Origin of the sequence: Pseudomonas thivervalensis, assembly GCF_001269655.1 — a bacterium.
In the GTDB taxonomy this organism is placed as follows: Bacteria; Pseudomonadota; Gammaproteobacteria; order Pseudomonadales; family Pseudomonadaceae; genus Aquipseudomonas; species Aquipseudomonas thivervalensis.
In genome coordinates this window covers 269,032-284,863 of record NZ_LHVE01000006.1, presented here as the reverse complement: position 1 = coordinate 284,863, position 15,832 = coordinate 269,032, and the positions used below count along the sequence as shown (strand labels likewise).

Below are 15,832 nucleotides of genomic sequence, written 5' to 3'. Positions count from 1 at the left end.
GGGCGGACGCGGGCGTGGATTGACCAGGGCGCCCTTGGGGTGGCTTATGGCGTTGCTGTGTCTGCTGACCGGGCCGACCCAGGCAGTCGACTGGGTAGACCTGGACATCGCGCCCCAGGAACTGACCTCGGCGCTGGAACAGTTCAGTCGTTTTACGGGCATGGCCGTGCTGGTCGACCAGCAGTTATCGAGCCAGCGTCATTCGCTGGGCGTCCAAGGGCGGTTCACACCCTCCGAAGGGTTGCGGGTGTTGCTCAGCGGCACCGGGCTGGCGGCGCACTATGCCCGGGCGGATGCGTTCACGTTGCAGCCGGTGCGGGTCCGCGAGGTGCCGCTGCCTGCCGGCGTCACCCCGGGCTTGAGTGACAGCAACTACGCGGCAGCCATCCAGACGGTCATCCAGCGCAATTTATGTCGTTCAGCGTTGACCCGCCCGGGCAGTTTTCGGGCGGTGCTGCAAGTGTGGATCGGCCGGGACGGCGTGGTTCAGCACAGCCGCCTGGTCAGTTCCACGGGCGACCTGATGCGCGACAAGGCCTTGGTCAACAGTTTGCAGAATCTCAGGATCGACCGCCCGGCGCCCAGTTCGCTGCGCCAGCCGGTGACCCTGCTTTTGTTACCCGACTCATCAGGAAAAAGCATGGAATGCACAACAGGGGAAGGGGTGTCCGGGCGATGAAAGACATCGGTCGCAGCCCGTTGGTGAAGTTGTTCCTCACCTCTTACGAGGATTTCAGGGTGCGCCTGCGCCGGCGCCTGGGTTCCGAGGAACTGGCCAACGATGTGCTGCATGAAACCTACCTTCGGGTCGATCGCATGGTCGACACGTCGGACATCGCCCAGCCCAATGCCTATTTGTATCGCATGGCCCTGAACATTGCCGCTGACCGTCGGCAGGCCGATGCGCGCCTGCTCACGGGTGACGAAATAGAGGAACTGCTGCAGGTCTCGGATGAAGCGCTGGACCCGGCGCGGGTGGTGGGGGGGCAGAAGGAGTTGCAGACCTTGCTCAAGGCCCTGTACGAACTGCCAGCACGCCGCCGCCGGATTTTCATCGCCGCCCGCCTGGAAGAAGCGCCGCACCTGGAAATCTCCCAGCGCTTCGGTATTTCCACCCGCATGGTGGAAAAGGAAATCAAGGCAGCGCTGGGGCATTGTGCCCTGCGCCTGGAAAGAAAAGTCATTCAGCGGTTCGGTCCCGGCGCGGGAAAACCGTCTTGAGAGTAGAGACCCGACCCTTTCATGAGTGTGTGTACGCTTGAACATCTTCAGCATTGCTTCCCCTGACGCCACGCCCCAGGCCCGGTTGGCCAGCGAGGCCCGTGACTGGCTGATCCTGCTGACCTCGGGACGCGCCACCGTGGCCGATGCCCGGGCCTTGCGCCAGTGGTGTGGGCAAAGCCCCGAACATGCGCAGGCTTTTGAGCAGGCCAAGGCCTTGTGGCATGGGCTGCAACCTGCCACCGCAGCGTTGCAGGCGCCCCGGCATTTCGGCCGTCGGGCGTTGTTGGGTGGGGCAATCGCGGCATCGGCGGCCTTTTTGTTGATTCGCGCCACGGTGCCCGGCGGTGTGTCCGGGCTGGGAGCCGACTACATCACCGAGGTTGGCGAACAGCGCCGAGTGGAATTGGCCGAGGGCGTCAGCCTGGAGCTCAACACCCAGACCCGCCTCAGCCGCCGCCCGCTGGCCGATGGCGGACAAGGGTTGGAATTGCTCAGTGGCGAAATTGAAGTGCAGGGGCGCAGTGCCCAGGTGGTCAGCGTCCAGGCCGGTGCCGGCTGGATCAGCGCCGCCCGGGCACGCTTCAACATTCGCTACACCGACCACAGCGTCTGCGCGACTTGCCTGGAGGGCGTGGTGCAGGTCGAGGTGCAAGGGCAAAGGTTTCGCCTGGAGCCCGGCATGCAGCTGACTTACGACCCGGGCCAGGTGGGCATCCCCGAGCGTGTCGATGTGTCGGCGGCCGTTGCCTGGCGTGAGCAGGTTCTGGTGTTCAACGACGCGACCCTGGCCAGCGTCATCGATGAAATCAACCGTTATCGTCCGGGCATGTTGCTGCTGCTCAACCGCGAGCTGGCCCAGCGCAAGGTCCAGGCACGGTTTCGCCTCGACCAACTGGCCGGTGTGGCGCTGTTGATCCGCGATGCCTACGGCGCCAAATGCACCGAATTGCCGGGTGGGGTGGTGGTGTTGAGCTGAGTCCGGTGGCGCCTGGTCGGGCCTCATCGCGAGCAGGCTCGCTCCCACAGTGGATTTGTGTTGTGGCCAGGGCTTGAGATCATCCATTAACCCTGTGGGAGCGGGCTTGCTCGCGAAGGCGGCATCACGTTCGACATTGATGTCGAGCCTAAGGGCCTCTTCGCGAGCAAGCCCGCTCCCACAAGGACCAGTGTTGGGTCCAATAACTACCTACTCCAGTGGCCCCAGCACTTGTCGATACTGCTCGGTGCCTTGGGGTGTCTGGCGGGTCAGGCTGATTTCGATGCCCGCCGGGTTTTCCTGGCGGTTGCCGCTGAGTTTGCGCCAGCCTTTTTCCGGGTCCCAGTACCGCAGTGCGGCGTCGCTGACGTCACTGAGCACGGCCACGCCCGAGCCGGGTGCGGGCAGAGGGTAGCGATTGCGGGCCGGGCCTTGGGCGCGGTACAGCGTGTCGCCCTTGAGCCACCAGCGCACCCGTTGCAACTGACCTTCCTGGGCCGCCGCCACGCGGATCACATCCAGGCGAAAACCCCGGCCTTCGGTACTGCGCACGGTAAGGGCGGGCGGCGCGGTCGAGGGCTCGTCGTTGACGCCGGGTTTGACCGGTTCACTCAGCTCGATGCCGGCGCGCAGGTCAACGTCGCGCTCCAGCTGGTTCAAGACCCGCAACAACGCTTCGGTCTGCTCGGTGCTGGCCTGCAAGTGGCTGTCGGCCCGGGTCACGCTGTCCAGGCCGCGCCAGGCGATCAGGCTGATCACCGCCATCAGCAGGATCGCCACCATCACTTCCAGCAAAGTGAACCCCGTCTCCCGCACGCTCATTGGAGTTGCACCCGCCCGGCGGCACTGCGTTGCACCGTGAGACTGTTCTGGCCGTCCGACAAGCGGATCTGCAAGGGCTCGCCGATCCATTCGGCATTCAGCACGACCCGCTGCCTGGGTTCCACCCGGACTTCCATTGACGGACTCTGCCAGTGACGCGGACGCAGTTGCGGGTCATCCTTGAAGCGATCGAGCTCGGCGCCTCGATCGGCACGGCGACTGAAGCCAAAGCCCTTGGCGTCCCAGCGCCAGGTAATCGGCCGCCCATCGCTGCGAGCTTCGGTCTGGGCCAGTTGCAGAAGTTGCACCAGCCGTTCGCCATCCTGGCGCAGCAACTTCAACGGGTCTGGCTTGATGCTCAGGCCCACGGCGGCACTGGCGATGCCGATGATCACCAGCACCACCATCAATTCGATCAGGGTAAAACCGCGTTGCTGGCCGAGGTTCATGGGCGCTCCTTTGCATAAAGGTCACTCTGCACGGCGAAGATGATAAGGATGTGAAATAAAACGGAGAGAATTGACGCGTACGCTGCAAGCAGGAATCAAAAAAAGGAGATTCAGGCCATGGCGTTCATCGAGCGTGTGTCCCCGGCGCAAATCGTCCAGGTGGTGGGCTTGTTGGCGGCGTTGGCCGGGGGGGCGACCTGGTCGTCTCTGCTGCTCACGTCGGCCGAGTCCCGTACGCCGGATGTCGCCCCGCAGCGCATGGCCGAGCGTTCGGATAATCCAGCGTTGCAATGGTTCTCCAACCAGCCGGCAGCGGTGGACATCAAGGTCAGCGGCGTGATGGCCGGCAGCCACGCTTCCGTGGCGATCCTCAGCCTCAACGACGGGCCGCCGCGCAGTTTCCTGGTGGGTGAGCCCGTGGCCCAAGGGGTACGGTTGGTGGCGATCGAGGCGCAGGCGGTGGTCATCGAACGCGGCAATGAACAGACCCGGCTGGCCCTGGCGCGGTTGCCGGATTCAGTGAGTTTGCCCTCCCTGACCCAACCCTGAGTGCTTTTGTGGCGAGGGAGCTTGCTCCCGCCGGGCTGCGAAGCGGCCCCAAAATCCTGCGGTCGCTGCGCAACCGAGCGGGAGCAAGCTCCCTCGCCACAGGGAATCGCATGCATCCCCTTATTTCTCCCGGCTGACCAACGTCTCCAACCGAGCCAACGGCGGCGCTTCGCGACTGCGATCCGACACGCTCAGTTCAACCCGCAGCAGCCGGCCGTTTTCCGCCGGGCGCAGAGTCTGTTCGCAGCGCAGCAGCAAGCGCCCCTGGTCGCATTCGAACACTTTCGAGCCTTGGGCAAAACTGCCTTCCAGACGCAACTGCGCCAGTTGGCTGCGGGCGGCCAGCAGGGCGATGGATTTGTCGCGCAGCAGGCCGTTGCTCTGGGTCATCACCGCGGCCACGCGCACGGCGGCGGACATGGCCACGGCGATGATCGCCAGGGCCACCAGCACTTCGATCAGGGTGAAGCCGGCTTGCGGAGCAGGGCGTGGCATGGCGCGGGCTCGAGGGCGAGGGCAGCCTTCAAGGCTAGCCGGCGCTCGTGACCGATTGACGACGCAAGCTCCTGAGCAATTTCAATATCACTGACATATTTTCTTGCAACACTGCGCCTCGAATCGAATCCAGCGAAGGACCGTCGAGATGCAGATCGCCCGTTACAACGCCCGTCCCCAAGGCCCTCGCAGGCAGCGGGGTTTCACCCTGATCGAAATCATGGTCGTGGTGGTGATCCTCGGCATCCTGGCGGCGATGGTGGTGCCCAAGGTCCTCGACCGCCCCGACCAGGCGCGGGCAACGGCGGCAAAACAGGACATTGGCGGCTTGATGCAAGCCTTGAAGCTGTATCGCCTGGACCACGGCAGTTACCCGAGCATGAACCAGGGCCTCAAGGTGCTGGTGGAGAAACCGGCCGATGCGAAAAACAGTACCTGGCGTTCCTACCTCGAGCGCCTGCCTAACGACCCATGGGGCCGTCCTTATAACTACCTCAACCCCGGCGCCAACGGCGAAGTCGATATCTTTTCCCTGGGGGCCGACGGCCAGCCTGACGGCGACGGCGTGAATGCCGACATTGGCTCCTGGCAGTTGTAAGGGCCGTGATGCGAACGGATTCGCCCCTCGCGGCGAAGCAGCGCGGCATGGCGGTGATCAGTGCCTTGCTGATCGCTGCCGTGGTAGCGGTGATCGCCGGCGGCATGCTGACCCGCCAGACCCTGTTCACCCGCAGCCTGGAGGCCGAGCAATTGCGCGTCCAGGGCACGGCGCGGTTGCAGGGCGGTTTGCAACTGAGTCGCCAGTTGCTCTGGGATGCCCGTCAGCGTGATCCGCTGACGCGTTTCGGCCAGCCCTGGGCGAAGCCCATCGTGATGCCGGGCTCAATCCAGGCTGATACGCCGTTCGAAGGTCAGCTGGAAGATGAGCAAGGCAAGTTCAACTTGCGCAACCTCGTCGCCAATGAGCGTGTGGACGAGGAGCAAGTGCAGGCCTTCGAACGCCTGTGCCAGCAGTTGGGCGTGTCCGCGACCGTCCGTACGCGCATCGTCGAAAGGGTGGTCGAGGCGTATCCGCGCCTGTTGAATCCGCCGCGGGCGGCCCCGACGCCAAAGGCCACTACCTTCAACAGCGGCCGCGAAACGTCGCCGCAGGCCGACAACACGCCGCTGGCCCCGACGCGCCCGATGCTGCGCACCGTGCAAGACTTGCGCAGCGTCAAGGGCGTCACCACGCGGTTACTGGACACCCTGACGCCGTACGTGACGATCCTGCCGGCCAATACCTGGCTCAACGGCAACACCGCCAGTGCCCCGGTGCTGGCGGCCTATGTGCCAGGGCTGTCGTTGCAGCGGGCCGAGGCGCTGGTCAGGGAGCGCGACGGCGGCCACTGGTTTATCAATCGCGGGGATTTCGTCAATCGCCTGCGCATGCCGGAGCTGGAGAACGCCAACGTCAAGGTCGGCATCACCAGCGACTGGTTCCGCCTGCGAGGCCAGGCGCGCAGCGGTAAACGGCGGGTTGAACTGGAGGCTTTGCTGCAACGCAGCGAAGACCGCTTGCCCCAGGTGATCTGGTCATGGGTGGGCGTATGACGCGCTTGCGTATCGCCCTGGCGCCGCTGGGCAGCCTGGATATCGACAGCGTGGTGGCGTTCGCCTGGCTGGATCGCCAGGGTCAGGTCCGCGAGCAAGGTCGCAGCAGCCTGCGGGCGTTGGGCCAGGGCGGTAAGCACCTTTCGGTGGAATGCTTCCTTCATCCCCGCGACAGCCTGCTGACCCGCTTGGAGTTGCCGTTGTTGCCGGCGGCCAAGGTCACCGCAGCGGTGACGTGCGCGGCCCAGGCCCTGATGCTCGGTGCCAGCGAACACATGCACGTGGCCCACAGCCCGCGTGACGTCGACGGACAGGTGCAGATCGCCTGGCTGGACCGTGAATCCCTCGCCCATTTGGGGCGGCTGGTGCAGCAGGCCGGCTTGAAGCTGCGCGGCCTCTACCCGGCGGCCTACGCCTTGCCGGTGCTGTCGGGGCCGGTGGCCTGCATTGAGGACGACCATCTGCTGGTGCGCCATGGCCTGCAACACGCGGTGGTGCAGCCGTTGCAGGACGAGGCGCTGGAGGAGTGGTTGCTGGAAATCGGGGCCGGGCTGCATTGGGTCGGTGAAGCGCCGGCGCAATCTTCGATCAGCACCTTGGCTGAAACCCAACGCTGGACGGGTCCGGCGCCGGGTTGGGGCTTGCATGCCGGCCTTTCACGCAGCGCGGCCGAGCGTGGCGGTTGGGGCCGGGCGGCGGCGATCTGCGCGACAGCGCTGGCAGTGTGGGTGATCGGGCTGAATCTCTATGCTGCCCGCGAAGCGGCCCAGGGCCAACGGCTCAAGGCGCAGATGAGCCAGCGGGTGAAGCAGGCGTTTCCCGAGTTACCGGTGATTCTCAACCCGCTGCAGCAGGCGCGCCAGCAAGTCGCGGCGCGCCAGAGCGGTGCAGCGACCGACCCGACCCAGCGCTTTGCCAGCCTGGTGCAGCAGGCGGGCAGCGCCATGCCGTTCATGAGCGGCAATGTCCAGGCGCTGGTGTTCGAGAACGGTGAGTTGCACCTGAATGTCGTGGCCGAGGCGCAGAAAAGCGCTGCCGAAGACGATTGGAAAATCCCCCTGGCCCAGGCCGGCATCGACGTCGCCGCCATCGACCAGGGCTGGGTCCTGCGCGTGGCCCCGGCCGGCCAGGGTATGCAGGACGCCCCCGACGAAACCCCGGACGTCGACGATGAATAAGCACTTCCTGGCCCTGGCGCGGGTCCGTTGGCAGACCTTTCGCACGCACTTGCGCACGTTCTGGCAGGGGCTTGCCGTGCGCGAACGAACCGCCGTGGCCCTGGCGGCGCTGGTGGTGGGTGGCTGTCTGGTCTGGCTCGCACTGATCCAGCCGCCGCTGAAGACCATCGCCTACTGGCAGGTCGAAACCCCAAAGCTGCGCTCCCAGACCGAAGCCCTTGAGGTGCTGTTGCGTGACGTCGCGGGGCCTGCCCAAGACCAGCCCCTCGAAGCCGCCTTGCGCCAGAGCCTGGACGCCAGCGGCTTGAGCCAGCACTACCAATTGCAAATGTCCGAGGGCCCCGGTGCCTGGCAGCTCACGTTCGACCAGGCTCCGGCGGAGACGGTCATCAGTTGGCTGCTGGGCAACCCACGGCAATTTTCCCTGGAAGTGATCGAGGCCCGTTTGCAGCGCACCGCCCTTGCCAACCCCGATAACCACGACAACCTCGACAACAGCGCCGGCACACTGTCCGGAACCGTTCGCATGGATCAGGCGCAAAGCGCTAAGGAAGCTTCATGAAAGGGGCCCGATACCCACGTCATTGGCGCAAGGCCGCACCGCTGTTGTTGCTGGCGTTGAGTGCGTGCAACAGCACGCCGCCCGCGTCGCAGCCACCGTTGCTGGTGGACAGCGAGCTGGGTATTCCGCTGGGGAGTACCCAGCGCAGCGGTGATGCAATACTCGATCGCCAGCGCGCCCAGGACCTGGGTGAACGCAAGCCGGCGGTACGGCATCAGGTCGACCTCACCGCCCGTGGCCGAGAGCCGCGCAGCAATACGCCGGCACGCACGCCCCTGGGCGATCAACCGGTGACGCTGAATTTTGTCGACGCGGATATCCAGGCGGTGGTGCGGGCCTTGTCCCGTTCCACCGGCCAACAGTTCCTGGTGGACCCACGGGTCAAGGGCAACCTGACGCTGGTTTCCGAAGGCCAGGTCCCGGCCCACCAGGCCTACGACATGCTGCTGGCCGCGCTGCGCATGCAAGGCTTCAGCGTGGTGGACGTGGGTGGCGTGGCCCAGGTGGTGCCGGAGGCCGATGCCAAGCTGCTCGGTGGACCGATCTACAGCGCCGACAAACCGGCCGGCAACGGTATGCTGACGCGCACCTTCCGCCTGCAATACGAAAACGCGGTGAACCTGATCCCGGTGCTGCGCCCGATCGTGTCGCCGAACAATCCGATCAATGCGTACCCGGGCAACAACACCATTGTCGTCACCGATTACGCCGAGAATCTGTCGCGGGTGGCGCAGCTTATCGAAGGCATCGACACCCCCAGCGCCATCGACACCGACGTGGTGCCGATCCACAACGGCATCGCCGTCGACATCGCCCAGATGGTCGCTGACCTGCTGGAAAACCAGGGCGGCGATCAGACCCAGAAGATCAATGTGATCGGCGACCCGCGTTCCAATTCCATCATCATCCGCGCCGGCAGCCCCGAACGCACGGAGCTGGCGCGCAACCTGATCTACAAGCTCGACAACGCCCAGAACAACCCGAGCAACTTGCACGTGGTGTACCTGCGCAACGCCCAGGCCGGCAAACTGGCCCAGGCCCTGCGCGGCTTGCTCACCGGGGAAAGCGAAGGCGAGGGCAGCGACAACTCGCGCTCGGTGCTCAGCGGCATGGGCGCCAGCACCAACGGCCAGAGCGGGCAGGGCAGCAGTGGCGACGGCACCAGCAGCACCACCAGCGGCAGTGCGTCGAGTAGCGGCAACGGCTACGCCCAGGGCAGCAACGGCTCCACCGGCACGACGTCGACGAACAGTGAGCAGGGCACCGCCTTCAGCGCCGGCGGCGTGACCATCCAGGCCGACGCCACCACCAACACCTTGCTGATTTCGGCGCCGGACCCGCTGTACCGCAACCTGCGGGAAGTCATCGACCTGCTGGACCAGCGTCGTGCCCAAGTGGTGATCGAAAGCCTGATCGTCGAGGTCGGTGAGGACGACGCCAGTGAGTTCGGCGTGCAATGGCAGACCGGCAATCTGGGGGGGAGTGGGGTGATCGGCGGGGTCAATCTCGGCGGTACGGGGCTCAACCTCAACGGCAAGACCAGCATCGACGTGTTGCCCCAGGGCCTGAACCTGGGCCTGGTCAACGGTACCGTGGACATTCCCGGCATCGGCAAGATCCTCGACCTCAAGGTGTTGGCCCGGGCGTTGAAAAGCAAGGGCGGCACCAACGTGCTGTCGACGCCGAACCTGCTGACCCTCGACAACGAAGCGGCAAGTATTTTCGTCGGCCAGACCATCCCCTTCGTCAGCGGCAGCTACGTTACGGGCGGGGGCGGCACCAGCAACAACCCGTTCCAGACCGTGACTCGCGAGGAGGTGGGCTTGAAGCTTAATGTCCGACCGCAGATTTCCGAAGGCGGGACGGTCAAGCTCGATATCTATCAGGAGGTCAGCAGCGTCGACAATCGCGCCTCCAGCACAACGGGCATCGTCACCAACAAGCGCGCCATCGACACCAGTATCCTGCTGGATGACGGGCAGATCATGGTCTTGGGCGGGCTGTTGCAGGATGGCTACAGCCAGAGCAACGACGCGGTGCCGTGGCTGTCGACCATCCCCGGCATCGGTGCGCTGTTTCGCAACGAGCGACGGCAGGTCACCAAGACCAACCTGATGGTGTTCCTGCGGCCCTATATCATCCGCGACACAGCAGCGGGCCGCGGCATCACCCTCAACCGCTACGACTTCATGCGCCGCGCCCAGGGCTTGCTGCAACCGGAGCGCAGCTGGGCCCTGCCGGACGTGCAGGCGCCGCAACTGCCGGCCTCGGCCCGGGCGATCCCCGGCACCGCGCCGGTGAGCCTGCAAACGCCCAGGGCGGTGATCAAGGCAGTGCCGGCAACGGAGCCGGTTGGACAATGAGCATTCAACCTGTGGCGAGGGAGCTTGCTCCCGCTGGGTTGCGCAGCAGACCCGAAACCTGGCGCCTCGGTGCGTCAGGCAGATCGCATTCAACCTGTTTGGGGTCGCTTCGCAACCCAGCGGGAGCAAGCTCCCTCGCCACAGGGGCCATGTCAGTCATAGAGGAGGTGTCGGCATGAACACCCTCCCATACGCCTGGGCCAAGGCCCAGCGGCTGGTGTTGCGCCAGTCCGAAGAGGGCGCGGTGTTGATGGTGTGTCCATCCACGCCGGGCTGGTCCATCAGTGAAGTGCGCCGTCAGTTCGGCGAAGTACGCCTGGAGCGGGTACGCGACGAGGAACTCGACGGGTTGCTGAACACGGCCTATGCCGACACCGGCAGCGCCGCCGCGGTGGTGGGCGCGGCGGAAAACGAAGTGGACCTTGACCGGCTGATGCAGGACATCCCCGAGATCACCGACCTGCTGGACACTCAGGACGGCGCGCCCGTGATCCGCATGATCAACGCCTTGCTGACCCAGGCCGCGCGCGACGAGGCCAGCGACATCCACATCGAACCCTACGAGAGCCATTCGGTGGTGCGCTACCGCGTCGACGGCACCCTGCGCGATGTGGTGTCGCCGCGCAAGGCCCTGCACGGTGCGCTGGTGTCGCGAATCAAGATCATGGCCCAGCTCGACATCGCCGAAAAACGCCTGCCCCAGGATGGCCGGATTGCCTTGCGGGTGGCCGGTCGACCGATCGATATCCGCGTCTCCACGGTGCCCACCGGTCATGGCGAACGGGTGGTGATGCGGTTGCTGGACAAGCAGGCCGGACGCCTGCAACTGGAAACCCTGGGGATGGACCCGGACGTGCTGGGCAAGCTCGATCACCTGATCCGCCAGCCCCACGGCATCGTCCTGGTGACCGGCCCAACGGGCAGCGGCAAGACCACCAGCCTCTACGCCGCCCTGGCCCGGCTGGATGCCAGCGTCCATAACATTCTCACGGTGGAAGACCCGGTGGAGTACGACTTGCCAGGCATCAGCCAGATCCAGGTCAACGCCAAGATCGACATGACCTTCGCCCTGGCGTTGCGGGCGATCCTGCGCCAGGACCCGGACATCATCATGATCGGTGAAATTCGTGACCTGGAGACCGCGCAAATTGCCGTGCAGGCCTCCCTGACCGGTCACTTGGTGCTGGCGACGCTGCACACCAACGACGCGGTGTCGGCCATCAACCGCCTGATCGACATGGGCGTCGAGCCGTTCCTGCTGGCCTCGTCGATGCTCGGCGTGCTGGCCCAGCGACTGGTGCGCAGGCTCTGCCCGCAGTGCAAGCAGCCGGATCCGGCCGCGCCCGGTACCTGGCGTCCGGTGGGGTGCCCGACCTGTAACCAGACCGGCTACAGCGGCCGCACCGGTATCCATGAACTGTTCTGCATCGACGATGATATCCGCACGCTGATCCACCAGGGGGCAGGGGAGCAGGCACTGCGCGCCGCCGCCCGCCAGGCCGGGATGTTCAGCATGCGCGAGGATGGCGAGCGCTGGGTCCGTAGTGGCGCCACGGCCCCGGAAGAAATCCTGCGCGTGACCCGGGACGCCTGATGAATCGCTACCGTTTCGAGGCCGCCGACGCCCAGGGCAAGATCGAATCCGGACACTTGGAAGCCGACAGCCAGGGGGCAGCGTTCAACCTGTTGCGCAGCCGCGGCTTGACCGCGTTGCAGGTGCAACTCGAGCGCAACACGGCGCAGGCCAACGGTGGTGGTTTGTTCAGCGCCAAACTCTCGGACAACGACCTGGCCTGGGCCACCCGCCAACTGGCGAGCCTGTTGGGCGCGAGCCTGCCACTGGAAGCGGCGTTGAGCGCCACGGTGGAGCAGGCCGAGCGCAAGCACATCGCCCAGACCCTGAGCGCGGTGCGCGCCGATGTGCGCAGCGGCATGCGCCTGGCCGAAGCCCTGGCGGCACGGCCCCGCGACTTTCCGGAAATCTATCGGGCGTTGATCGCCGCGGGTGAAGAGTCCGGCGACCTGGCCCAGGTGATGGAGCGATTGGCGGACTACATCGAGGAGCGCAACAACCTGCGGGGCAAGATCCTCACCGCGTTCATCTACCCCGGGGTGGTGGGGCTGGTGTCGGTCGCCATCGTGATTTTCCTGCTCAGCTATGTGGTGCCCCAGGTGGTCAGCGCGTTCTCCCAGGCCCGCCAGGACCTGCCCGCACTGACCGTGGCGATGCTCACCGCCAGTGATTTCATTCGTGCCTGGGGCTGGTTGTGTTTTGGGGTATTGGCCGGGGGCTTCTGGAGTTGGCGGCTGTATCTGCGTAAACCGGCGGCACGGTTGAACTGGCACGCACGGGTGTTGCGCCTGCCGCTGCTCGGGCGTTTTGTACTGGGCCTCAATACCGCGCGCTTTGCTTCCACCCTGGCGATTCTTGGCGGCGCCGGGGTGCCGTTGTTGCGAGCGCTTGAGGCCGCGCGCCAGACGCTGTCCAATGAGCGCCTGAGCCAGAGCGTCAGCGAGGCCACGGCCAAGGTCCGCGAAGGGGTCAACCTGGCGGCGGCGCTGCGGGTGGAAAAAGTCTTCCCCCCGGTGCTGATCCACCTGATCGCCAGCGGCGAGAAAACCGGCTGCCTGCCACCGATGCTCGAACGCGCCGCGCAAACCCTGTCCCGCGACATCGAACGCCGCGCCATGGGCATGACCGCACTATTGGAGCCGCTGATGATCGTGGTCATGGGCGGCGTGGTGCTGGTCATTGTCATGGCGGTGTTGTTGCCGATCATTGAGATCAACCAGTTGGTGCAATGAATCGTCGACGCTGAAACTACGCTCCGGTCGCTCCAAGACCACCAAAACCACCAAAACTTCCTGCTGGAGGTATTCCAGCGACAGGAATCTGACTCCTAGGCATCGGCTTGACGTTGGAGAGACCACCCACAAAGTTACCCACCGCCCCGCCGACAATGCCACCCAGTGCGGTGCCTCCGCCTCCGAATCTACTTCCAACACTTGCTCCGATTGACGCTCCTACCGTTTCTGCTGAGACGATGGTGTCGCCTGCGCCGAAAATCATAAGTTGTTCTTCTTCGGTGAGATCTCTCATGTCGATGTCCTGCCTTTAAATGAATAAATTTCAGTTATGTTTGTTTTGATCTTTTTTGATTAATTCCAAAAAAACAAAATGATGCATGTACTGCAAGTCCAATGATCAAGCCTTTAATGTATAAATTTAACTCCCAGTGATCAGCTATCACGCCTATAGAAATGCCGAACAATAATGACGCCAGGATGGCAATTATTTTTTTCATGAGGTTGATACGCTCAGCCCGTCCGTCGATGATTTCGACAGGCTATAGCATCCGGTTTTCTTGATTGTGAAATCAAAATTCCTGCGTGCCCAAAACACTTGAGGAATATTGTTCCTTCGAAATATTGTCTTTAAGGTACTGATGGCATCTTTAGCGCCGCCACTGGGAAAACAAAAATCGATTATCCACGTCCGCCCCCCTTCATTCCATTCCGACGGGTGCAGCAGAAAGTTGGGATCCGTCAGCATTCGCTGCTCAGCATCCGGTGCTAGATATGCCCATGTAACATAGCCCATAGGCCTTGCTGTGGAGTCAAAGAAAAACACAATCTGCTGATGATCAATCGCGGGCACCAACCAAAAATGCAGTGTACGCATCTGAAACGTATGAGAACGGCTACACATGAACATAATCAAGTTGGCATAGCCGAGTGCTGCGGCCTTCTTTTCAATAGTGTTGTTTAGGCACTGAGTAACCAGACGAAAACGGTTTGTCATTGACATGAAAAGGCTCCTAGCCTTAGTGACTCCATCCGACGCTCCCGGATGCCACGAGAATTCCAGCTGCACAAGCATGGTGGAAACGATTGATGGACACATTAGCTTCGAAAACCGATTGCTGACGACCCTACAGGTGTAGGGGTTCATCGTTTGATTTTTTCCTGTATAGCCTCACCTCCCGAGCCTCCCCGTTACCAAACTCGGGTTCCTCGTTCTGTCATCTTCCGCCGCCCGGCAACCCTGCGCCGCCATCTCCACGGCCAGCTCTTGCCGTCCCCCTGAAAAGTCCGCCTGAACCCACGGTTCAGAGCCCTCGAACACCCGAGAAAAACACCCTGAAAACAGCCCTCAACTCCCGAGGTTTTTTCCTCTATCTGTCACCGGAAACTGCGAATTTCTAACCCATGGCCTCACCCCACCGCCATCGGCACAGGACCGAGCGCCATGACGGCAAGCATGCGTCACCCAACCTACGTATGAACACGATGAAAGGAGATTCTTCATGTTTAAGCGCACTATGATCGCAGCGTCCCTGGCAGTAGCCGCCCTGGCTTCGGCCCAATCGATGGCCGCGGTGGTCGGTGGCGGTGCCACCCTGCCCGAGAAACTCTACAACGGCGCTTCGCCTCTGCCACGTCTGCTGCCGACAGACTTCAGCTATACCGGTGTCGGCAGCGGCGCCGGCAAGACGGCTTTCCTGACCAACGCACCCGCTTCGATCAACCAGCCTGCCGGTACCCCGGTTGACTTCGCCGGTAGCGACTCGGTCATCAGCCAGACCGAGCTGACCAACTACAACAACGCCTTCGGTGCCACCTTCGGCAAACTGATCCAGATTCCATCGGTCGGCACTTCGGTCACCATCCCCTACAAGAAGTCCGGCACCACGACCCTGCAACTGAGCGGCGCCCAACTGTGCAGCATCTTCTCCGGCGCCGTGACCACCTGGGGCCCGATCCTGGGTAATAGCGACGCCACCCCGATCAAGGTCATCTACCGTTCCGGCAGCAGCGGCACCACCGAATTGTTCGCCCGCTTCCTGAATGATTCCTGCCCTACCCAGTTCGGTGTCAGCAGCACCTTCACCACTGCCAAAGTAGGCGCCGAGCCTGCCAACTGGCAAGCCGTTGCCGGCAGCGCTGACATAGTGACCGCAGTCAACGCCACCGACGGTGCCATCGGTTATGTCAGCCCTGACTTTGTTTCTCCCAACAACAACGCCGTGGTGGCTCGTGTCAGCAAAAACGCCGTAGCCGCCGGCACCGCGCCACTGCCAAGCCTGGCCAACACCACCGCCGCCCTGGGCACTGCTCCAGTCCCAGCTACCGCTGCCGATCGTGCCAACCCGTTGAAATGGGTACCGACCTTCGGTTCCGCCGCCGGTGACACCGCTGTACCCACCGGCGCCAGCCAGTACCCGATCGTGGGTTACACCAACCTGCTCGTCGGTCAGTGCTACCAGACCGCAGCTGATGCCACCGCCGTCCGCAACTTCCTGACCAGCCTGTACACCGGCACGAAAAACACCATCATCAACGCCCACGCCTTTGCCATCGTCCCAGGCACCAGCGCAACACCGACCAACCTGGCTGGCGAAATCAAGAAAACCTTCCTCGACAACGCCTATGGCGACGGCCTGGACATCGCCAACGTCAGCGTCTGCAACGGCAAGGGTCGTTTGTAAGCCCCCCCGCAGGAAGCAGTTCTGGCCACAGGATGTGGCACCTCTGAAAACAGCATCGGTAGCGGCCAGGTTGGCGCTGCCGATGTTGTTTTTCTGCGCCTGACGACCTTGCGCACGCCGATGCGCCGGATG

Annotated in this window: 16 protein-coding genes; 12 read left to right on the top strand and 4 right to left on the bottom strand. The window is 63.7% G+C overall.

The features are described from left to right. Positions 1-46: 46 nt before the first annotated feature. The 3 genes from AD659_RS07210 to AD659_RS07200 are packed head-to-tail and all read left to right on the top strand — an operon-like array spanning position 47 to position 2,200. Entirely contained in the window at positions 47-679 is a 633-nt protein-coding gene (locus AD659_RS07210; protein WP_053119710.1) for a secretin and TonB N-terminal domain-containing protein, read from the top strand. After that, complete coding sequence (locus tag AD659_RS07205; RefSeq protein WP_053119708.1) at positions 676-1,221, top strand: sigma-70 family RNA polymerase sigma factor; 546 nt, start codon at positions 676-678, stop codon at positions 1,219-1,221. Before AD659_RS07210 ends, AD659_RS07205 begins: the two co-directional genes overlap by 4 nt. Before the next feature lie 37 nt (positions 1,222-1,258). Further along, complete coding sequence (locus AD659_RS07200) at positions 1,259-2,200, top strand: FecR family protein (RefSeq protein WP_053119707.1); 942 nt, start codon at positions 1,259-1,261, stop codon at positions 2,198-2,200. Between the two features lie 210 nt (positions 2,201-2,410). Here the strand turns inward: AD659_RS07200 and AD659_RS07195 are convergent, their stop codons facing one another. Both AD659_RS07195 and gspH read right to left on the bottom strand, forming a co-directional pair. Beyond that, positions 2,411-3,022, bottom strand: coding sequence for a PulJ/GspJ family protein (locus tag AD659_RS07195; RefSeq protein ID WP_053119704.1), 612 nt, complete (start codon positions 3,020-3,022; stop codon positions 2,411-2,413). Next, positions 3,019-3,471, bottom strand: a complete 453-nt coding sequence (gene gspH / locus AD659_RS07190) for a type II secretion system minor pseudopilin GspH (protein ID WP_053119702.1) — start codon at positions 3,469-3,471, stop codon at positions 3,019-3,021. The genes AD659_RS07195 and gspH overlap by 4 nt, the downstream gene beginning before the upstream one ends. A gap of 117 nt (positions 3,472-3,588) precedes the next feature. Here gspH and AD659_RS07185 point away from each other — a divergent pair, with 117 nt between their 5' ends. Continuing rightward, complete coding sequence (locus AD659_RS07185; RefSeq protein WP_053119700.1) at positions 3,589-4,020, top strand: type II secretion system protein N; 432 nt, start codon at positions 3,589-3,591, stop codon at positions 4,018-4,020. A gap of 120 nt (positions 4,021-4,140) precedes the next feature. On the opposite strand, the gene gspI is transcribed toward AD659_RS07185, so the two are convergent. Further along, entirely contained in the window at positions 4,141-4,515 is a 375-nt protein-coding gene (gspI, locus tag AD659_RS07180) for a type II secretion system minor pseudopilin GspI (protein ID WP_053119698.1), read from the bottom strand. Positions 4,516-4,663: 148 nt separating this feature from the next. Between gspI and gspG the strand changes: the two genes are divergently transcribed. The 7 genes from gspG (at position 4,664) to gspF (ending at position 13,016) form a co-directional block, all read left to right on the top strand. Continuing rightward, on the top strand, positions 4,664-5,113 hold the full coding sequence (gene gspG / locus AD659_RS07175) for a type II secretion system major pseudopilin GspG (protein WP_053119697.1): 450 nt from the start codon (positions 4,664-4,666) through the stop codon (positions 5,111-5,113). Positions 5,114-5,121: 8 nt separating this feature from the next. Next, a complete protein-coding gene (gene gspK / locus AD659_RS07170) occupies positions 5,122-6,108 on the top strand; it encodes a type II secretion system minor pseudopilin GspK (protein ID WP_053119694.1) in 987 nt (328 codons plus the stop codon). Continuing rightward, a complete protein-coding gene (gene gspL, locus AD659_RS07165) occupies positions 6,105-7,286 on the top strand; it encodes a type II secretion system protein GspL (protein WP_053119982.1) in 1,182 nt (393 codons plus the stop codon). Before gspK ends, gspL begins: the two co-directional genes overlap by 4 nt. Then, a complete protein-coding gene (gspM, locus tag AD659_RS07160) occupies positions 7,279-7,848 on the top strand; it encodes a type II secretion system protein M (RefSeq protein WP_053119692.1) in 570 nt (189 codons plus the stop codon). The genes gspL and gspM overlap by 8 nt, the downstream gene beginning before the upstream one ends. Beyond that, positions 7,845-10,211 (top strand): type II secretion system secretin GspD, encoded by a 2,367-nt coding sequence (gene gspD / locus AD659_RS07155; RefSeq protein ID WP_053119690.1) that lies wholly within the window; start codon positions 7,845-7,847, stop codon positions 10,209-10,211. Before gspM ends, gspD begins: the two co-directional genes overlap by 4 nt. A gap of 175 nt (positions 10,212-10,386) precedes the next feature. Then, on the top strand, positions 10,387-11,805 hold the full coding sequence (gene gspE / locus AD659_RS07150) for a type II secretion system ATPase GspE (RefSeq protein WP_053119688.1): 1,419 nt from the start codon (positions 10,387-10,389) through the stop codon (positions 11,803-11,805). Next, positions 11,805-13,016, top strand: coding sequence for a type II secretion system inner membrane protein GspF (gene gspF / locus AD659_RS07145; protein ID WP_053119686.1), 1,212 nt, complete (start codon positions 11,805-11,807; stop codon positions 13,014-13,016). Before gspE ends, gspF begins: the two co-directional genes overlap by 1 nt. Positions 13,017-13,512: 496 nt before the next feature. Here the strand turns inward: gspF and AD659_RS07140 are convergent, their stop codons facing one another. Beyond that, positions 13,513-14,019, bottom strand: a complete 507-nt coding sequence (locus AD659_RS07140; protein ID WP_197676974.1) for a toxin-activating lysine-acyltransferase — start codon at positions 14,017-14,019, stop codon at positions 13,513-13,515. A gap of 499 nt (positions 14,020-14,518) precedes the next feature. On the opposite strand from AD659_RS07140, the gene AD659_RS07135 reads away from it, so the two are divergent. Then, the gene (locus AD659_RS07135; protein ID WP_053119681.1) at positions 14,519-15,700 is read left to right on the top strand and encodes a substrate-binding domain-containing protein; all 1,182 of its coding nucleotides are present in this window, start codon (positions 14,519-14,521) and stop codon (positions 15,698-15,700) included. Positions 15,701-15,832 lie beyond the last annotated feature (132 nt).